Genomic DNA, 18,972 nt, shown 5'->3' with positions numbered 1-18,972 from the left:
ATTAAACTTCAGTAAGGATACGCTGATGCAAATTATTCCATTGCTCTGGGAATTTCCCCTCTAACATATAGACAAAGGCAATAAGCTCTGCAATTAGAAGATAAAGCTCTTTAGGAACCTCTTCACCTATTTCAAGTAGTTGTAGAAACTCGCTTAAATGAGGGTCTTGATGAATATGAACACCTGCTTCTTTCGCCAGTGAGATAATTTCCTCCGCGACCAAATCTTTCCCTGATGCGGTTATTTTAGGGGCATTTTTACCATCAAAACTTAAAGCAACAGCATGCTTTACTTTGTTCTTGTGATCATTTTCTTGCATATTTTATCTCCAAACTCAAACTCAAATCGATTAAGCGCGTGTTTTTACCAAGAAATGATCACCCGGTAACAGGGTTGCTGGAATATTGGCTATTTGAGTTGAAAACTCGCCGGGTGTAAATCCAATTTGACTCATTTTTTGTGATAATGCGCTGTCAAAATTGGAGATTTTATCTAATAGCTGTTGGTTATTACCCATAAATTGTAAATTGAGTACATCAGCTTTTTTGTGCGCGATAATTAAAATAGCACCTTGAGATAAATTAAATTTTAACTGTAAACGCCAACCCGCTTTATCTTCAGTGTCTTTATCAGGTTCCTTTTGAAAGTGCCCTTCAAATTGTTCGTTTCGTTGATTGAGGGAATAGGGTAAAGCAAAATACCAATTTATGGTTTGATCACTGCTGCTGGCTTGCTGATAAAGTTGAAAACTATTGGCTAGCTGACTCATGCTATCTAAGGTTCCTGCTTTTTCAAGCAAGCCCAATAACCCACTATTTGCTGAAGATTTTCCTGAGGTTAAACGTTGTAGTAACTGCAAGTGGTTTTGTAGCTTTTCGCTGATTTGCTTGCCGCTATTTTGGGCTTTAACGCCCAACAATAACTGAAATAATGTTGACACAGCACCACCTGAAAAAAGTTGAGACTGTGAAGCAGGAGGTGCTGTTTGGGCTAAATTTAATCCGGTTATACTGTGTAATTCACCCAGTAATTGATTTGGTTCTGTCAATGTTGTCATAGGTTGAGGCGCTAATTGTGGCAGTAACTTTAGTAACTCTAATGCTAAATTTTGAGGTGATTGGTTGGCGGTTTTAGTCATTACGGGCATGGCACCTGCTTTAGACAGTGCTTTTTGCAACACTTCAATGGGACCTAAAGTCGGTTTTTCTGTATTTGAAGAAGCTGGATTATTTATCTCTAATGGTGATTGAGTTTTAGTTGAACCTGAATTTAAAGCGTTCTGATTTAAAGCGTTTTGACTGAAAGCTCCAGCAATGTCTTTAGCCATTTTTTGCGCAGATAATATGTCTATTTTTGAGCTAGCAATAGTCTCTGTAACAGCCGCTGATTTGCTCTGTATACTTAAACTATCTGCAGATAGAGCTTGTTTAATGACCGTTTCAGATTGTGATGCTTGTCCGCTAGTTGGTTGATTATTTCTGAGTGCCGTTTCTGTTAACAATGAGGTTTCGAGCTTTTTAAATAGTAGATTGAGCAGCTGTGAAGGTTCTGGTTTACTTAACACAATAGAGTCTTGTTTGGTTGTTATTGTGCTATCTTGCGTTTGAGTTATTGGGGTTAAACTCACCTTTACTTCGGCTTGCACAGGGGTAAGAGTCAGCACCAATCGCTGATTAACGTTCATAATATTGACTAGGTATTGCCCCTTTGCCAAATGAGCATGATCTAATTTTATTGTTGGCCCATCAACAAAGCTGAGTTGTTGTTGATTAATTATCGCATTGGGTAATGGATAACCTTGGGGCCGAGATGCTAATTGTGACAGTTGTTCAGTTGATACGCCATTTTTAACCGCCAGTGCAATCAGAGTTGTCGGTAATTTTATTTGAATGGTTTGTGCTAATAATATCAACTGAGTTTGAACTTGGTGATTTGGTGCAAGCATAGATGTAGATGTAGATGTAGATGCCAACTTAGATGCACCATCTAGCGAGGCTGTTTGTATTAATGTATTAATGACCGCTATTCGTTGCAGGTTAACCTCTTTCGCCGCATCAGCAGTAATAACAATTTGAGCACTGTTTTGAAATATTTTTTGCAGTTCTGCGGTCAAGTTAAATTGATACTGCTGATTTGCAATGGTGATGTTCATATTTTGAGATGGCGTACTATTATTTTGTGTTGTTGATATCACCACAGGTTGGATATTATTGGTCGGGATAAATGATTTGTCTGCACTGACAATAATAGGGCTGTTGGTTCCGCTTGAGCTTGTCTGTTGAGTGCTTACACCTTGTGTCGAAGCCCATTGAGTTGGCACTGTATTGGTCGTTGCTAAGGCTGATGTAGTTGCAACAACATAGGCAGAGTTATTGACACTTGCACGTAAGGGGACATCTAACAAAGATTGAGACTTATTTGTAGGTGCCTGTGCATGCTGATTAGCAGAGCCAGTGACTTTATTTATTTGCTCAGTTTTACCATCAGGGCTAGAACTTACTGCTGGCTGTAATCTTGTGTGTGGCGCCTTCATGTTATGGCCTTAGGTGTTTCTGTTATAAAACTAAAGATGCAATTTTCATTTATTTTTACAATTTTGAGTTTGCGATTAATGTCTGCTGAAGTATCCTTAGCGACCTAATGGCTTTTTAGAGTACATAGTCAATTTTTAATGACTCGTTAGCCTGTGTAGTACGCTGGGATTGACTATCTCAGCATTTATCGACTTGAACAATCATTGCTTTAATAAAAACGACAAAATAGCAGTTTGTTTATAGCTTTATCCGCTGTGTTTTTAAGAGAGTATTATGAATAAGTCTAAGGGAATATTACTTCCTTTCCTGTTATTGAATGTCAGTAATGCTGCCGCTAGTGAGCCTGATACAGATTTAATGCAAGTCGGTGACAATGTATCTTCAGTTACCGTAATCCATAATGATCCCCGAGATCCATTTGAAGGTTTTAACCGCGTGATGTGGGATTTAAATTACTTATACTTCGATAAGTATTTATTTCGCCCAGTAGCACATGGTTACAATGATTATGTACCTCATCCGGTAAAGTCAGGTTTAGATAATTTTGTTCGTAATTTTGAAGAGCCTAGCTCAATGGTCAACAACGCCTTGCAAGGTAAATGGGGTTGGTCAGCCAATGCTGGTGGGCGATTCACTATTAATAGCACCTTAGGACTTCTGGGCATTGTTGATGTTGCAGAAATGATGGGCATGGCGCGTAAAGATGATGACTTCAATGAAGTGCTCGGATATTACGGTGTACCCAATGGTCCTTATTTTATGGCGCCCTTTTTAGGCCCTTATGTGACACGTGAACTCGCGACAGACTGGGTTGATGGTCTATACTTCCCTTTATCAGAGTTTACTTTATGGCAATCAGCTTTAAAGTGGGCATTTAAAGGGTTGCACACACGTGCATCCGCTATCGATCAAGAAAGACTGCTAGACAATGCTCTTGACCCTTATACATTTGTAAAAGAAGCATATTTTCAGCACATGGATTATAAAGTTTATGATGGTAATGTGCCTCAAGATCAACAGGATGATGAACTGTTAGATGAATATATGGATGAGTTAGAGTAAGTAGCCAGAGAGATAACGACTCTGGCAGGTTTTCATCTGTGGAGTTGTAGCATGGCACTGACAGATATATCGGTTTTAATTGTTGAAGATGATCCTATTTTTAGTCAGTTAATGACAGACTTTTTGCAAAGCAAAGGGGCTGTTGTTAAACATGGTGCTAATGGGCGTCAAGGTTTAGTGCTGTTCAGTGAGTTAACATTTGATATTGTTATCGCTGATTTAAATATGCCTAAGTTGGGTGGTTTACCCATGATAAGGCAGATGATGGTGATTAATCCAAATGTGCCTGTAATTGTGATTTCTGGTAACGATGAAATGCCAGATGTCGTCGAAGCATTACGAATTGGGGCGTGTGATTATCTTGTTAAACCTTTAGCTAATTTATTTATTATTGAAGCAGCTATCCAACAAGCATTAAACCACTCCGTTAATCAAACCGCAAAGAATACATATGATCCCACAGATGTATTTGAGCATCAATTAGCTGAGCTATCGTATCTTGAATTAAATGAAAATTTATTGTTACTTGAGCAAAGCTCACATGCCGCTAAAAATGTGCAACAACAACTTTTCCCCGCTTCTCACATTCAATATCCGCAAGCTGCGATAGATTACAGTTTATTTAAAAACAGCGATGTCAGTGCTTATTTCATTGATTCGACTATGGTGGGTGATGATCACCTTGTGATGTATATGGCTCATTTTCAACCTGAAGATAACAGTGCTGCATTTGGATGTGTATTATTGCGTAGTTTTATTAATCAAAAACTGAAAAGTTTTAGAACTGGAACAAGTAGCGAGCTACTTAACCCCGTTGAGATGCTTAATTACCTCAACACACGGATAATGAGTTCCGGGCTACATATTTTTACCAATATGGTTTATATCTGCATCGACTTAAAGCGTTATGATGCGGTTATTGCGCGAGCAGGGGCAGGATTAAGATGTTATTTGCGAAATAGTACCGGTTTATTGCCTTTAGCATTGCCTGATTGTCAACCAATAGGCTCTGTTCTATGGGAGAAACCTAGCGTGCAACGCCGTCATCTTTCTACCGGTGAGTATTTGTGTATTAGTACGCATTTTCAAGAGCATCAGCAAGCGTTGCTTAACAATCATTTTAAAGGCTTAACCTTTGATAAAAGCACCCATGCAGGTGGCTTTATGCAGTTAAACTGCGGATAGTTATTACCTGAATTTATTGTATTTTTGAAGTGACAAAAAGGTTTAGTAGTGATACTAAACCTTTTTTGTTGACCGAATTATAGACTGCTATTTGACTAGCTTATTTTTTCACAGCGTTGCATATAGTCATTGACCAGATGAGTCATAATGTCGTTTACCGAAGCATCTTGGCAGCAATTATCTAAATAAACTTTAAACGTTACTAAACCGTGACCATCATTTTTTAAGCGACTACTTTGCATCGCAAAGTAAGCTTCTTCCTTATCAGCTTTACGAATAGTAATGCCGTCAATTTCAAATAATTTACTGCCAGCATTGTTATGCCATTTAGTGATTCTGTCTAAGGCTATTTCGCAAGAATGGTTAACTTCGATATGATTCTGCCAAGAGGCTTGCTTGTCATTTTGTTGGTAGTGAGGGCAACGAACGGTGTAATTGTGGACATGAGTTATCGCTGTCATTTTAGGTGCACCTTTTCTTTATAAGATAATTTATCATAGACCGTAAATTCTATGGTGGTCAATCGTTATTATCAGAACTGAGATCTAGGTTCGCTTTTACTAATGTACTGACTAACCATTTGTTGGTAAACAAAATTTTTCTAATAAAAAGCTCGCAAAATATGCGAGCTTTTTATTTATTGAAATGATATTTTTGGAAAACGGTACTAATCGTTTTCACCGGTTAACTTTTACAACGCAGCTTGATAAATTTGACATATTTCGTCAAAGGTTGCCTGTTGTGGGTTAGTAAAACCACAGGCATCTTTTAATGCATTTTCTGCCAGTGTTGGAATATCTTCGGCTTTTACGCCAAGCTCGCTAAGTGTCGCAGGAATGTTGACAGCTTCAGATAAGCGCTTAATTGCACTAATGGCTAGCATGGCGGAGGCTTCAGCTGATAAATCACTGATGTCTTCTCCCATCGCTTTGGCCACGTCGGCTAAGCGTTGCGGTACCACTTTGGCGTTATAAATTTGCACATAGGGTAATAAAATGGCATTACAAACTCCGTGAGGTAAGTCATAGAACCCCCCTAATTGGTGCGCCATAGCATGTACATACCCTAAGCTTGCATTGTTGAATGCCATACCGGCTAAAAACTGGGCGTAAGCCATTTGCTCACGGGCATCAATATTGTGACCCTCTTTTACTGCATTAATTAAATTCGCCCTAATTAATTCGATTGCTTTAATTGCACACGCATCAGTAATAGGATTAGCGGCAATAGAGACATAGGCTTCAATAGCATGTGTTAATGCATCCATACCTGTTGCTGCGGTTAATGCCGCAGGTTTTTCGAGCATTAATTCGGGGTCATTTACCGATAAAATAGGAGTGGTATTTTTGTCAACAATAGCCATTTTGATATGACGTGCTTCATCTGTGATAATACAAAAACGTGTCATTTCACTTGCTGTGCCTGCTGTAGTATTAATAGCGACTAAAGGAAATTGAGGCTTAGATGACATATCAACGCCTTCATAATCTTTAATGCTGCCGCCATTGGTAGCAACTAATGCAATTCCCTTGGCGCAATCATGTGGTGAACCACCACCAAGCGAGATAATAAAGTCACATTGGTTTTTAGTTAACAAAGCCAATCCAGCTTCTACGTTGCCTGTAGTGGGGTTAGGCTGAACACCATCAAAAACTGAAACTTGAATATTTTCGGTTTGCAATTTATCGGCTACCTTGGCGACTAAACCAATAGCGACCAATGGTTTATCTGTAACGATAAGTGCGTGTTTAAAGCCGAAACTTTTAATGTCTTTTACTGCTTCTTCAACGCCGTTTTTACCTAGGATATTGACACTAGGAATAAAGAATTTTGTCGCCATGGTGTTACCTCTACGGATTATTTTATCTGTAGTTAACATACCAACCTCAGTGGATAATATTTGTGAGAGATATCAAATATTTCACGGAATCATACTTAAAAAGGAGTAGTTTTGTTACTAGGACGAAAGTACTGAATATAATGTGATATGACTTCTATCATGAAATGCTAAAAAAGGTGCGCTTGCACCATTTTTAGTGTTCTTGGCTGTTATTTAAATTCGTTATTTTATTAAGCGTGTTTACTGATTAAAAGGCAAAAATATATCGCTAATCATTGAAGTTTGAATAGCGATATTACCAAGGGGAGAGGCTATTTTTACGATTAACCGTAAGTAAATAAGTAAGTAGCCAGGTGAATTGGGTATTACCCTGGGCAGTTTGTGTCACTGATTGAATTAACGATAATTTCTTCAATAGGGACATTGGTAAAGGTGACACCATCTTTTTGTACTGATTGAGTATTCACCGCATTCATAATATCAACTACCTCCATGCCTTCTACTACCTTGCCAAATACCGCATAACCGCCCTGGCTAGGGTAGTTTAAGTTATCGTTATCATGAATGTTAATAAAGAACTGACTGGTAGCTGAATCTAATACTTGGGTGCGTGCCATCGCTATAGTGCCGCGATCATTTTTAAGCCCAACACTCGATTCATTTTTTATTGGGTCATAAGTCGACTTTACATTCATGCCGGGGGTAAAACCACCACCTTGGTTTACAAAGTTATTGGCAATACGATGAAATAGAGTGCCATCATAAAATTTTTCGTCAACATAACGACTAAAGTTAGCAGCGGTAATAGGCATGTTAGTATTATCAATACCTAAGGTGAATTCGCCCATGGTGGTATCTACCGAATAACACACATTAATCGCTAACTCAGGCGAAGGAGTTGGCGTCGGAGTTGGTGGGGGCGTTGGCGTTTGTGGTGATGATTCTGAACCACCACAGGCGGTTAAACTGATTAAAGCTGCTGCTAATAAATAAGCTTTCATATATTCCTTTATAAAGTTGTTATAAGTTTTGCGACATAGTTGCTGTTTTAGGCCATTGATTCAACCAAAAATTGTCTGGTTGATACAAAATGTTACTCGATATGTTTGAATTATGATCGGCAAACCTTAGTGAGATTGCCGTTTTTTATAAGTTTTCGGATCAATCCAGTATATAATGCGCGATTGCTAATTCTTTTACTCTATAGAGCCTGTTATGTCTTTTTTATCGCTAGGATTAAAGCCTGAAATTCAACGAGCACTGACCGCTATTGGTTATGTGACCCCTACGCCAATTCAACTGGCGGTGATCCCCAAAATCCAGGCTGGTAAAGATATTCTAGCGAATGCTGAAACAGGTACAGGTAAAACAGCGGCATTTGCATTACCGTTAATTGAAATGATCACCTCAGCAGATGATAGCTCTGACCATGAAGGTGGCATAGACGCTAATCCACTCACGGTATTAATCATGACACCAACGCGTGAACTCGCGATTCAAATTGAACAAAATATTGTACAATTTAGTCAGTTTTTGCCAATTAAAAGTGTCGCTGTTTATGGTGGTGCCAGTATTCGCCCGCAGCTCACAGCAATAAGCCAAGGGGTTAATATTTTAGTGGCCACCCCAGGTCGTCTTTTTGATATTGTTGGTCAGCATGACTTATCACTTGCATCGGTAAAATATTTAGTCATTGATGAAGCTGACCGCATGCTTGATTTAGGTTTTGTTAAAGACATTGAAAAAGTGAAGCGGCTTATTAATCGCGATCACCAGACGATGATGTTTTCAGCGACTTTTTCTGATGAAATTAAATTGTTAGCCGATGATATGCTTATTTCACCTGAGCACATTAATGTGGCAACCACAACGACAGCTGCCACAGTCACTCAGCTGGCCTATCAAGTCGATCAACGCCGAAAGGCTGAATTATTATCGGAACTTATCGGCAAGCATAATTGGCAGCAAGTGATGGTGTTCACCAGCCGTAAAGAAACCGCTGATCATCTTCAAAAAGAATTGTCATTAGACGGCATTAAAAGTGCTGTGTTTCATGGTGACAAATCCCAAGGAGCACGTAATAAAGCCCTTGAAGAGTTTAAGTCTGGCAAGTTACGTGTATTAGTGGCAACCGATTTAGCCGCCCGAGGGTTAGATATACAAGCGTTACCGCGGGTGATTAACTTTGAACTACCTGAAGAGCCTGAAGATTATGTTCACCGAATAGGCCGTACTGGTCGTGCCGGTTTAGCTGGCGAGGCTATTTCGCTAGTGAGCCCGCAAGAACAGGAGTGCCTTGAGGCTATTGAAGCGGTTATTCAACAACGTTTAGTATTAACAAGCATTGCTGGCTATGAGCAAGGTGCGCCGCTTCCTGCTCGGTATCGTGAATTAGCGTCAGATCCGACCAAAACAAAGCAAGTTAAAAAGCATGCTCGTCCAAATCGCAATAACCGTTCAGGCCAATTTGATAAAGACTCAGCTAAGCCACAACGCCATGGTAAATACAGTAAGAAGAAATAACTGAGTTAATAAAAACAACTGAAGTATAAGCAAAATATGATCATAAAACCCGTCAATACCAATGTGATTACCGGCTTTCTAGGCGTAGGTAAAACCAGCCTAATTAAACAGTTACTTAAGCATAAACCTGATAACGAGGTTTGGGCTGTACTGGTCAATGAGTTCGGTGAAATTGGTATTGATGCGGGATTAATTAATCGCTCGCCAACAGATGGTGTAGTGATTAAAGAAGTAGCTGGTGGCTGTTTATGTTGCGCCGCTGGCATACCAATACAAGTGGCAATAAATCAAATTATTCAGCGGGCAAAACCCGATAGGTTGCTAATTGAACCTACCGGCATTGGTCACCCGCAGCAAATTATTAACACTTTGAGTGAGCCTCATTACCAACAAGTTATTCATCTGCAGGCTTGTTTATGTTTGGTGGATGCTCGTAAACTTGTCGATAGCCGTTATCGTCAGCATGAAATATATATTCAGCAATTGTTAATAGCAGATGTCATCGTTGCCAGTAAAAGTGAACTGTACCAACCATCTGATATTCAACAATTAAGCACATTGTGTGACGAGCTTGAGATTAATCCTAGTGTTGTTACCGCAGCCGATCATTTTAGCTCACCTCAACTTATTGACACTTTGCTAAAAAATTTGCATAAGCCCCATAAAAGAACCATTAAGCCGATTAAACAGATTAAGCCACAACATGCTTTGTTAAACAGTGGCTTATCTGCAAAATCAACTTTATGGTTTAATCAAGTTGAAGAGACTGTTTTACCCATTTTAAGCCATGGTGAAGTGGTGTGTAAAATTAATCAAGGTGAAGGGTGTTTCAGTGTGGGCTGGTTAATTAGCCCAAGCGTAATGTTTGATTTTGATTTATTAATGGCCTGGATTGACACATTTAAACGACCTGAAATACTTCGTCTAAAAGCGGTAATGATTACCGAAGAAGGTATTCTTGGGGTGAATATGGTCGATGCGCAGTTAAGTTTATCTGAACTGGATGACGCGAATGATTCACGTTTAGAGATTATTGCGACAACTTCATTAGATCCCAAAGCATTACAGCTAGGTTTATTAGCCTGTTGCGGTTAACGATTTTGAGTTGCTTTATTTATTTTTTACGGCGCGCAGAATTATTTAACGTACCTATTTCATTATTCGATTTTACAATTATTTCGCTAAAAAATAGGCCTGTCACCAGACAGGCCTATTTTATATGAATGTACAAAGTTTATTGCAACTGTTAGAGAAACTAACGGCTACACTCTTCCAGTAAATAGGCTAGATGACGATACGAAATGCCGCTGTGTTGAGTTAAGCCCACTTCACACATTCTGTTGGCGTAGTAACCTTGTTTAACTTCAATAGGAATAAGATTTTTGATATTACGTAATGCACTGGCGTTAATTTCAGGCTTATACAAACCTTTTTCACCCGCATAGCCACAACAGGCAATGCCAGCCGGCAATATCACATCCTGAGCACAGGCATTGGCAATTGCCTGGAGGGTCGGCTCAAGTTTCATTTTACGCGCACTACAGCCCTGGTGTAGCGTAATACTGGCTTTTTTAGTGATAGTCACTTTAGGTAAAATATTGTCATGCATAAACTGCACAAGATCTAAAATATCGACTTTGGGGTTACCCGTGAGTGTGCGATATGTACAAGATAATGCATCAACCACAACAAGGACTTTACCGTTATCACTGAGCTTGCTGAGGGAATCAATTAACTCATCTCGTTTAGTGTCAGCATTTTTGAAATCACCCTTTGATTCCCACATTTGGCCGCAACACAATTCACGCGTGTTATTTGGCGTAACAACGTTATAGCCTGCTCGTTCAAGTAAAGTCATAACCACTTCAGATAAGGTGCGACTGTCAGGATCTTTTGGCGTAGGGCCAAATGTTCGCCCACCACAAGCTGGGAAGTAAACCACAGTAGGCTGGCCAATTATGTGGGCTGACGGTTTAGCAACATTGCCGCCTTTAGGGAAGTCAGGGTTCCAATAGGGTACTTCTTTGCTGATCATGCGGCCGACATTCATCAACGAGTTGGTAATACCATCACCCGTCAGTTTATGAATAGTGCCTAATAGATTAAAGCCTGTGCTGATAACGGTATTCACAGCGCCATAGTGCTTGGCTTGAAAATCTAATACTTTTTGTTCAGTGGTACTGATATAAGGAGTACGCAGTTTACGCACCAGTTGCCCCATACTGCTGTCAACAGGGCAGGCAATAGTACATAACTGACAAGCAGCACAGGTATCAACAACATCATACTTAGCGCTAGCGCGCATTTTTGCAGCCGCTTGTTTGTCACCGGATTCGGTTAATCTTTCTATTTCACGCAACACCGCGATACGTTGACGTGGTGAAAAATTAAGTGCTGATGTTGGGCAGGTTTTTTCACAAAATCCACACTCAATACATTTATCGATAAAATCATCAACCACAGGGCAAGGTTTGATATTTTTGACATGGATTTCAGCGTCATCATTTAAAATCACCCCAGGATTGAGTAACCTTTGAGGATCAAAAATGTGTTTAATTTGCTTCATTATGGTGTAAGCATCAGCGCCCCATTCCATTTCAACAAAAGGGGCGACGGCACGGCCAGTCCCATGTTCCGCCTTCATTGAACCATCATATTTATTGATGACCATATCCGCGACATCCTGCATAAAAGCATGGAAATTGCGCGTGTCGGTTTCAGATGAAAAGGTGGGGGTAATAATAAAATGAAAGTTGCCCGCTAATGCATGACCATAAATTACCCCTTCAGGGTAACCGTGTTTATGAAATAAGGAGGTTAGATCGGCCGCGGCGGCAGCAAGATGCTCAAGTTCAAAGGCCACATCTTCAATAATAACGGAGGTCCCTTTAGGGCGTGCGCCACCAATAATAGGGAACAAACCTGAACGCATAGCCCAGTATTGAGCAAATACGGCAGGGTCGTTGCTGAATTCAATTGGGCGTTCTGTTTCAATATGGGCAATTTTGTTAATCACATCTTGGGTATATTGGGCTAATGTTGTTTTATTGTTTGCTCTGCACTCAATTAATAATATCGCCGCGCCTTGAGGTAATTGATTTAACCAGGTAGGCATACCAGGCTTACCCATAACAGATTTAATCGATGCCCAGTCGAGTAATTCAACCGCAGCTACGCTGTCCCCCTTCATCGGTGGAACGGCACTTGCTGCATCTTCCATACTGAAAAACACGGCCATAGCAGAAGCTTTAAAAAGGGCTTCGTCTACTGTGTGATAAGTCACTTCGTTGACAAAGGCTAATGTCCCTTCTGCAGCCACAATAAGGTGGTTGATTAAATCAAAAGGGTCATTAAAGTCGACTAGCGCATTGATGCTGTATCCAGTGGTATTTTTAATCGAGAACTTTTTACGAATTCGTGCAGCCAAAGCCGAATTATTTTGGGTCTTTTTAGCTAAAGATGATAAAGCTTCTAATAAACCTGGATGACTTAGTGCGAATGCAGATTTAGATTGTTCACAACTAGTGTCTAATTCGGTTCCATCTGCAAACAATAATTTCACTGACGAAATCGTTTGATAACTATTTTGAGCGGTTCCACAACACATCCCAGAAGCGTTATTGGATACAATACCACCAATTTTAGCTGCGGCGAGAGTGGCAGGGTCTGGACCAATTTTTTTATTAAATGGTTTTAATGCCGCATTCGCATCTGCACCTATGACCGCACAACCTAAGGTTATTTGACTTCTATCAGCACTGATATTAATGGTGCGAAAGCCGTCATGGCCGAGTATTAATAAAATACCTTCACCAATCGCTTGGCCTGATAAGCTGGTGCCTGCTGCCCTGTAGGTAACTGGTGCATTATGTTTGCGTGCAATCTCAAGGGTTATTTTAACTTGTTCAAGTTCATCTGCATGAACAACGATTTCAGGTACGATTCGAAAATAACTAGCATCTGTAGACCACGCAAAGCGACGAGTAGGGTCATTACTCACCGCTTTTTCGCCTAGTTGTAGCGTTAACTCTTGCATGATGGTTCGATAATCAATCGTCATAATATTTCTCTTATTAATTCAGCAGCAAATCACAGTAATAAACCATCAACAGTAAACTTCAGTGACTTGCGACATTGAGAACAGGTCATTAAGCTTAGAAACCACCCCAAATTACAGCAATGGTGCCAGCAACAAGCGCATAACCTAATGCTATAGGCATTGTTTTACGAATAATTTCAGACTCACGTCCTGCCATTCCCACCACGGTTGCCGCTGCAACAACGTTCATCACACACATCATGTTACCTGCATTAGCACCAATGCCTTGCAGTGCTAAGGCCAACGCATGGCTCATTCCAATATTATCGGCAACAGAGTACTGTAAGCCTGAAAACATCATATTGGAGAAAGTGGCTGAACCGGAAAGAAATGCACCAAAGATGCCGACTATGGGCGACACCCAAGCCCAAACTGAGCCCATAGTATTGGCAAGTAAATCTGCTAGTGCTACCGGCATAGATTGCAGGCCTGCAGAGTTTGCACCTGAGTTTAAGAATATTTTGACCATAGGCACAGATGCGCCGAGTGAGATGATGGTGGGTAACATTGAGCCGCAAGATACCGTGATAGATTGTTTAATGGCTTTCGGTTTCATTCTGAATAATATAAAACCTACAACACACACTAGAATAAAGAAAATCCCCGGCGCATAGAATGTGGCAAAGCTGGCTTTTAACTCGGTTCCTAACAACCCCGTCCAGCTGATATTAAAGCCTGTTAACCAAGTTTTGAATGGGGTGACTATTCTGGAAAGCACTAACAATGCGGCCATAATAATATATGGGGACCAGGCTGCAATTTGCGAAAACTTAGCTTCTACAGGCTTATCTTCAGTGGTAATGTTCTGTGACAGTTGTTCATTGTCTGCAAAGTCATTCCAGGGTGTTGCTGGAAGTAACCAGCCTTTTTGAGCGACTGGAATAACCACTGCCATGCCAATTAACGCACCAATAACCGAGGGGAATTCAGGACCCGCAAGGTAATTAATTAACCATGCAGGAATGGTGAAAGCGAAACCTGCTAGCAGTGCAAATTTCCAGATTTGTAACCCTTCTTTAAATGATTTGTTCTTACCAAAAAAGCCAGTTAACACACAGACAACCACTAAGGGAATTAATGAACCCGTGATTAAATCAATAGTGATAATGTGCATGGCAATAAACTGAGCATAATTAGCAAAGTTACCGCCATGTGCTGTAATTTGTTCGGTTGCCATGGACACGCCATTTTGTATTAGACCTTGTTCCATACCAAATAATACAGGCAAACCTATTGCGCCAAATGATACCGAGGTCGAGTCGGCAATTAATGCCACTACAGCGGCCGCAATAGGCGGCACACCTAATAAAACCAGTAATGGGGCGCCAATGGCTGCGGGTGTACCAAAACCAGCCGAACCTTCAATGAACGAGCCAAATAGCCAACAGATAATAATAACCTGTACTCGCGCATCTGCACTGATACTCGTAAAGCCGGCTCGAATAGTGTCCATGGCGCCAGAATATTTAAGCGTATTGAGTAAAAACACTGCGCCAAAAATAATGGTGAGAGGTGTGAGGGCTGATAATAACCCTTCTACAATCGAAGCTGCGAGTATTCTAGTGTCCATTTGCCAAATGAAGATAGCCGCTAATCCTGTCGCGACCATTGAAATGGGCATGGCTTTAGACGCAGGGAGCTTAAGTAAAACAAGGAACACCATAACGCTGATAATGGGCGTTAAGCTCGCGATTAGCTGTAACGTAGTCATGCACACCTCTTTATTTGTAAGGTTGTTAGTTTAGGTCTTATTTTTGTTTGTTATATTTCTATTACTTGGATGTAACAAAAGGTAGATGTAATAGACTGTATTTTGTGACTTCAATACTTGATCAAGATCATTTTAAAACGTAACTATTACAAACCATCCAAACATTGGGACATAGATCGATTTCACTCATTTAAGTATGTGATTAATATCACCGTTTAAGTGTCCAGTGAGTGAAGGATGATTTTACTTAATATTAGCGATTATGAATGTGAACTCACTCACGAGATGAGCATTCAAGGTGATAAAAAAACGCTATATATCACCTTGATAGGAAGCAGAAAGGAGCGGGCATGAGCATTAAGTGATTAAAATAGCTTGCTGCCCCAGCCCAGTTTATTGCGCAATACGTGGAAGTAATTATGGCCTTTAGGATGGATTAGTCTTAATTGTTCACTTGAGCGGCGAATAATAATTTCATCACCAGGCAACACGGCTAAGTGAACGTGGCCGTCACAACTGACTTCAAGATTTTCACCATTCTCAGGTGACACTACTAATTTGATAGTGCTACAAGCATCAACCACAATAGGGCGACAAGAAAGGGTGTGGGGAAACATAGGCACTAGAATGAGTGCTTGTAAATTAGGCGTTAAAATAGCACCGCCTGCTGACAATGAATATGCAGTAGACCCTGTTGGTGTTGATACAATCATACCATCCGCGCGTTGGCTGTACATAAACTGCTCGTCTATGTAGACTTCGAATTGGATCATGTGAGCAATTTTACCAGGGTGCAATACCGCTTCATTAACCGCAGTATTACTTGAGGTTATTTTGCCATGGCGATGTACTTCAGCTTCTAATAAAAAGCGGTATTCAGTTTCAAATTCACCATCAAGCACATCAGACAAGGTATCTTCAAAATTATCTGGAGGCAAATCGGTTAAAAACCCTAAATTACCCCGGTTGACACCAATGACAGCAACATCAAAACGGGCTAATACCCTTGCTGCACCTAGCATATTTCCATCACCACCGACCACAATGGCGAGATCACAATGTGCCCCCATCTCGAGTAAGTCCATGGATGATATATCATTACCAAGTTCTGCTGAGACGCGGGACTCAACAATAACTTGGTAGCCTTGCATTGATAACCAATGATGCAAACGCTTCAAGGTCAAGTTTGTGCCATGATGATGGGGCTTACCGATAAGGCCGATAGTATTAAACTTTTTGCTCATATTGATATTTGTTGGCCTTAAAAGCCTTGAAACGCTGAAATTGATCCCCATAATATACCCAAACTAATTAAAAGTGTCAGAAGCATGATAATTAATCTTCTTCTGACATGTTTCTGTCAGATTTCCGAAAATATCGCATTTTTTAGCTGGAGTGAAAATGAGCAACGAGTCAAACTACGATCCACAAGATATCGATACCCAAGATCAAGTGGAAGAAGGTACCGTCATTGAAGCTGGTGAAGCAAGCTTAATGGATGAGTTAACCCAGGCTAACTTCCGCATTGAAGAATTAGAGCAGCTATTAGCAGAGTCTGAAGCAGCACTCGCTGATCGCAAAGAAGTTGAAGTGCGTGCGGCAGCTGAGATACAAAATATTCGTACACGTACTGCAAAAGATGTAGAACAAGCGCGTAAGTTTGCCCTAGAAAAATTTGCTAATGAGCTTTTACCCGTTATCGACAACATGGATAGAGCGTTACAAGGTACCTCGCCAGCTGATGAGGCCACTAAAGCGATTTATGAAGGTGTTGAATTAACCATGAAAGGTTTCTTAAGTACTGTTGAGAAATTTGGTGTGGTACAGCTTAGCCCATTAGGCGAGACGTTTAATCCTGCACATCACCAAGCTATTGGTATGCAGCCAAGTGCTGAGTATCCAGAAAATACAGTGATGTTAGTGATGCAAAAAGGTTATATTTTAAATGACCGTTTATTACGTCCAGCTATGGTGATGGTATCGCAAGGCGGTCCAGGTGTAGATACTCAAGCATAATCACTTAGAACGGTAGCCTTCTACCTTTCCAAAAGTAATCGATTAAAAAGGGCTGATAATTCAGCCCTTTTTTTATGCGTTTTTTTAGTTCGTTTAGATTAAGAAGTTATTTTAGCTACATTGATATCAACTAAGCTAAATAGTCTCTAATCTGCTGCTCAATACCTTTGGCATCTAATTTCAGTTCACTGATAATTTCATCTGGAGCGCCGTGTTTAATAAACTCATCCGGCAGACCTATTTGAAGCACAGGCATAATTATTTTAAGTTGTTGTAACGTTTCCATCACGCTACTACCAGCGCCGCCCATTATCGCGTTCTCTTCAACTGTGACAATCACATCATGGTTGTTTGCCAGTTCTGTCAGTAGCTCAATATCTAACGGTTTCACAAAGCGCATATCGGCAACGGAAGCATCTAATGCTTCAGCAGCAATTAAGGCGGTTTCTAATGTTGTACCAAAATTAACGATTGCAATTTTTTTGCCGTGGCGCTTCATTACGCCTTTGCCGATAGGCAATTGGGTCATTTCTTCAACTTGTTCAGCACCTGTTGCACACCCTCTTGGGTAACGCACAGCAGTAGGACCGTCCTGATAGCAATAGCCGGTGTACAGCATCTGACGACATTCATTTTCATCAGAAGGGGTCATAATTATCATGTTGGGAATACAACGCATAAAGCTTAAATCAAACGCGCCTTGATGGGTCGGACCATCTGCGCCCACAATACCACCACGGTCAATGGCAAATAACACTGGTAAGCGTTGTAATGCGACATCGTGAATGAGTTGATCATAACCACGTTGTAAGAAGGTAGAGTATATGGCTACAACGGGCTTTAAGCCTTGGGTTGCCATACCAGCACTTAAGGTTACTGCGTGCTGCTCAGCAATAGCAGCATCAAAATACTGTTTAGGGAAACGTTGTGAAAACTCAACCATGCCAGAACCTTCACGCATAGCAGGGGTAATCCCCATCACTTTATCGTCAAGCTCAGCAACATCACATAGCCATTTACCAAACACCTGTGAAAATGTCGGCAAACCTGGTTTAGTCGCAGGTTTTTTAAACTGGCTAGGATCAAACTTAGGCACGGCGTGCCAACCAATAGGATCTTTTTCTGCTGGCTCATATCCACGACCTTTCTTAGTCATGATGTGCAGGATCTGTGGCCCTTTTAGGCTACGCATATTGCGCATGGTTTCAACTAAGGCATCAACATCATGGCCGTCAATAGGGCCGATGTAATTAAAGCCTAGTTCTTCAAACAAAGTCCCTGGAACCACCATGCCTTTTAGGTGTTCTTCTGTTCTCTTAGCTATTTCCTTAATAGCAGGCATGCCTTTAAGCACTTTTTTACTGCTTTCACGGATAGTCGTGTAAAAGCGGCCAGACATAAGTTGAGCAAGGTGATTATTAAGTGCGCCAACATTTTCTGAAATCGACATTTCATTATCGTTCAGCACGACTAACATATCGTTGCGTAAGTCACCGGCATGATTTAAAGCTTCAAATACCATACCGCCTGTCATTGCGCCATCACCAATAACAGCAACAACTTTACGGCCTTTATTTTCTTTTTCGGCGGCAATTGCCATGCCTAAAGCTGCACTGACAGAGGTGCCAGAATGACCGACACTAAAGGTATCGTAATGACTTTCTTCACGCCATGGGAAAGGATGCAAACCGTTTTTTTGGCGAATAGTGTGCATGCGGTTACGGCGGTCAGTTAAAATTTTGTGAGGATAAGCTTGATGGCCAACATCCCAAACCAATTGGTCAAAAGGCGTGTCGTACACATAATGAAGCGCTACGGTTAATTCAACCGTGCCTAAACCAGAAGCAAAATGACCGCTAGACATGCCTACCGATTGCAACAGAAACTGGCGCAGCTCATCTGATACCTGCGGCAATAAACTCTGAGGTAGCTGTCTAAGTTCTTCTGGGGTGTTAGCTTTTGCTAACACAGGATATTGAGAATTATCGAAACTCATAGTGAG

At 40.8% G+C, this 18,972-nt stretch carries 14 protein-coding genes; 5 read left to right on the top strand and 9 right to left on the bottom strand.

What is annotated here, in order from left to right:
- Nucleotide 1: 1 nt before the first annotated feature.
- Nucleotides 2–319, bottom strand: coding sequence for an EscU/YscU/HrcU family type III secretion system export apparatus switch protein (locus FJ709_RS12875; protein WP_226410434.1), 318 nt, complete (start codon nt 317–319; stop codon nt 2–4).
- 30 nt (nt 320–349) lie between these two features.
- Complete coding sequence (locus FJ709_RS12870) at nt 350–2,533, bottom strand: hypothetical protein (RefSeq protein ID WP_226410433.1); 2,184 nt, start codon at nt 2,531–2,533, stop codon at nt 350–352.
- A 358-nt stretch (nt 2,534–2,891) separates the two neighbouring features.
- On the opposite strand from FJ709_RS12870, the gene FJ709_RS12865 reads away from it, so the two are divergent.
- Nucleotides 2,892–3,596, top strand: a complete 705-nt coding sequence (locus tag FJ709_RS12865; RefSeq protein ID WP_404830057.1) for an MlaA family lipoprotein — start codon at nt 2,892–2,894, stop codon at nt 3,594–3,596.
- A gap of 51 nt (nt 3,597–3,647) precedes the next feature.
- Nucleotides 3,648–4,781, top strand: a complete 1,134-nt coding sequence (locus FJ709_RS12860) for a response regulator (protein ID WP_226410431.1) — start codon at nt 3,648–3,650, stop codon at nt 4,779–4,781.
- 95 nt (nt 4,782–4,876) lie between these two features.
- Here the strand turns inward: FJ709_RS12860 and FJ709_RS12855 are convergent, their stop codons facing one another.
- The 3 genes from FJ709_RS12855 to FJ709_RS12845 all read right to left on the bottom strand — a co-directional run bounded on the left by FJ709_RS12855 (nt 4,877) and on the right by FJ709_RS12845 (nt 7,622).
- Nucleotides 4,877–5,242 carry a cytoplasmic protein gene (locus FJ709_RS12855; RefSeq protein ID WP_226410430.1) on the bottom strand — a complete coding sequence of 122 codons (366 nt, stop codon included), beginning with the start codon at nt 5,240–5,242 and terminating at the stop codon, nt 4,877–4,879.
- Nucleotides 5,243–5,472: 230 nt separating this feature from the next.
- Entirely contained in the window at nt 5,473–6,621 is a 1,149-nt protein-coding gene (yiaY, locus tag FJ709_RS12850) for an L-threonine dehydrogenase (protein WP_226410429.1), read from the bottom strand.
- Nucleotides 6,622–6,986: 365 nt separating this feature from the next.
- On the bottom strand, nt 6,987–7,622 hold the full coding sequence (locus tag FJ709_RS12845) for a peptidylprolyl isomerase (RefSeq protein WP_226410428.1): 636 nt from the start codon (nt 7,620–7,622) through the stop codon (nt 6,987–6,989).
- Nucleotides 7,623–7,836: 214 nt separating this feature from the next.
- On the opposite strand from FJ709_RS12845, the gene FJ709_RS12840 reads away from it, so the two are divergent.
- Nucleotides 7,837–9,144: a DEAD/DEAH box helicase gene (locus FJ709_RS12840; RefSeq protein ID WP_226410427.1), complete on the top strand. Its 1,308-nt coding sequence runs from the start codon at nt 7,837–7,839 to the stop codon at nt 9,142–9,144.
- Between the two features lie 36 nt (nt 9,145–9,180).
- On the top strand, nt 9,181–10,239 hold the full coding sequence (locus FJ709_RS12835; RefSeq protein ID WP_226410426.1) for a CobW family GTP-binding protein: 1,059 nt from the start codon (nt 9,181–9,183) through the stop codon (nt 10,237–10,239).
- A gap of 160 nt (nt 10,240–10,399) precedes the next feature.
- Here the strand turns inward: FJ709_RS12835 and FJ709_RS12830 are convergent, their stop codons facing one another.
- The 3 genes from FJ709_RS12830 to nadK form a co-directional block, all read right to left on the bottom strand.
- Nucleotides 10,400–13,204 (bottom strand): FAD-binding and (Fe-S)-binding domain-containing protein, encoded by a 2,805-nt coding sequence (locus tag FJ709_RS12830; protein WP_226410425.1) that lies wholly within the window; start codon nt 13,202–13,204, stop codon nt 10,400–10,402.
- Nucleotides 13,205–13,298: 94 nt separating this feature from the next.
- Nucleotides 13,299–14,954 carry an L-lactate permease gene (locus tag FJ709_RS12825; RefSeq protein ID WP_226410424.1) on the bottom strand — a complete coding sequence of 552 codons (1,656 nt, stop codon included), beginning with the start codon at nt 14,952–14,954 and terminating at the stop codon, nt 13,299–13,301.
- A 365-nt stretch (nt 14,955–15,319) separates the two neighbouring features.
- Nucleotides 15,320–16,198 carry an NAD(+) kinase gene (nadK, locus tag FJ709_RS12820; RefSeq protein ID WP_226410423.1) on the bottom strand — a complete coding sequence of 293 codons (879 nt, stop codon included), beginning with the start codon at nt 16,196–16,198 and terminating at the stop codon, nt 15,320–15,322.
- A gap of 157 nt (nt 16,199–16,355) precedes the next feature.
- Between nadK and grpE the strand changes: the two genes are divergently transcribed.
- Entirely contained in the window at nt 16,356–16,970 is a 615-nt protein-coding gene (gene grpE, locus FJ709_RS12815) for a nucleotide exchange factor GrpE (protein ID WP_226410422.1), read from the top strand.
- Between the two features lie 130 nt (nt 16,971–17,100).
- Here the strand turns inward: grpE and dxs are convergent, their stop codons facing one another.
- Entirely contained in the window at nt 17,101–18,966 is a 1,866-nt protein-coding gene (gene dxs, locus FJ709_RS12810) for a 1-deoxy-D-xylulose-5-phosphate synthase (protein WP_226410421.1), read from the bottom strand.
- Between the last annotated feature and the right edge of the window lie 6 nt (nt 18,967–18,972).

This window comes from Shewanella glacialimarina, from assembly GCF_020511155.1.
In the GTDB taxonomy this organism is placed as follows: Bacteria; Pseudomonadota; Gammaproteobacteria; order Enterobacterales; family Shewanellaceae; genus Shewanella; species Shewanella glacialimarina.
The sequence above is the reverse complement of the archived record's forward strand: the minus strand, read 5'-3'. Positions and strand labels throughout refer to the sequence as shown.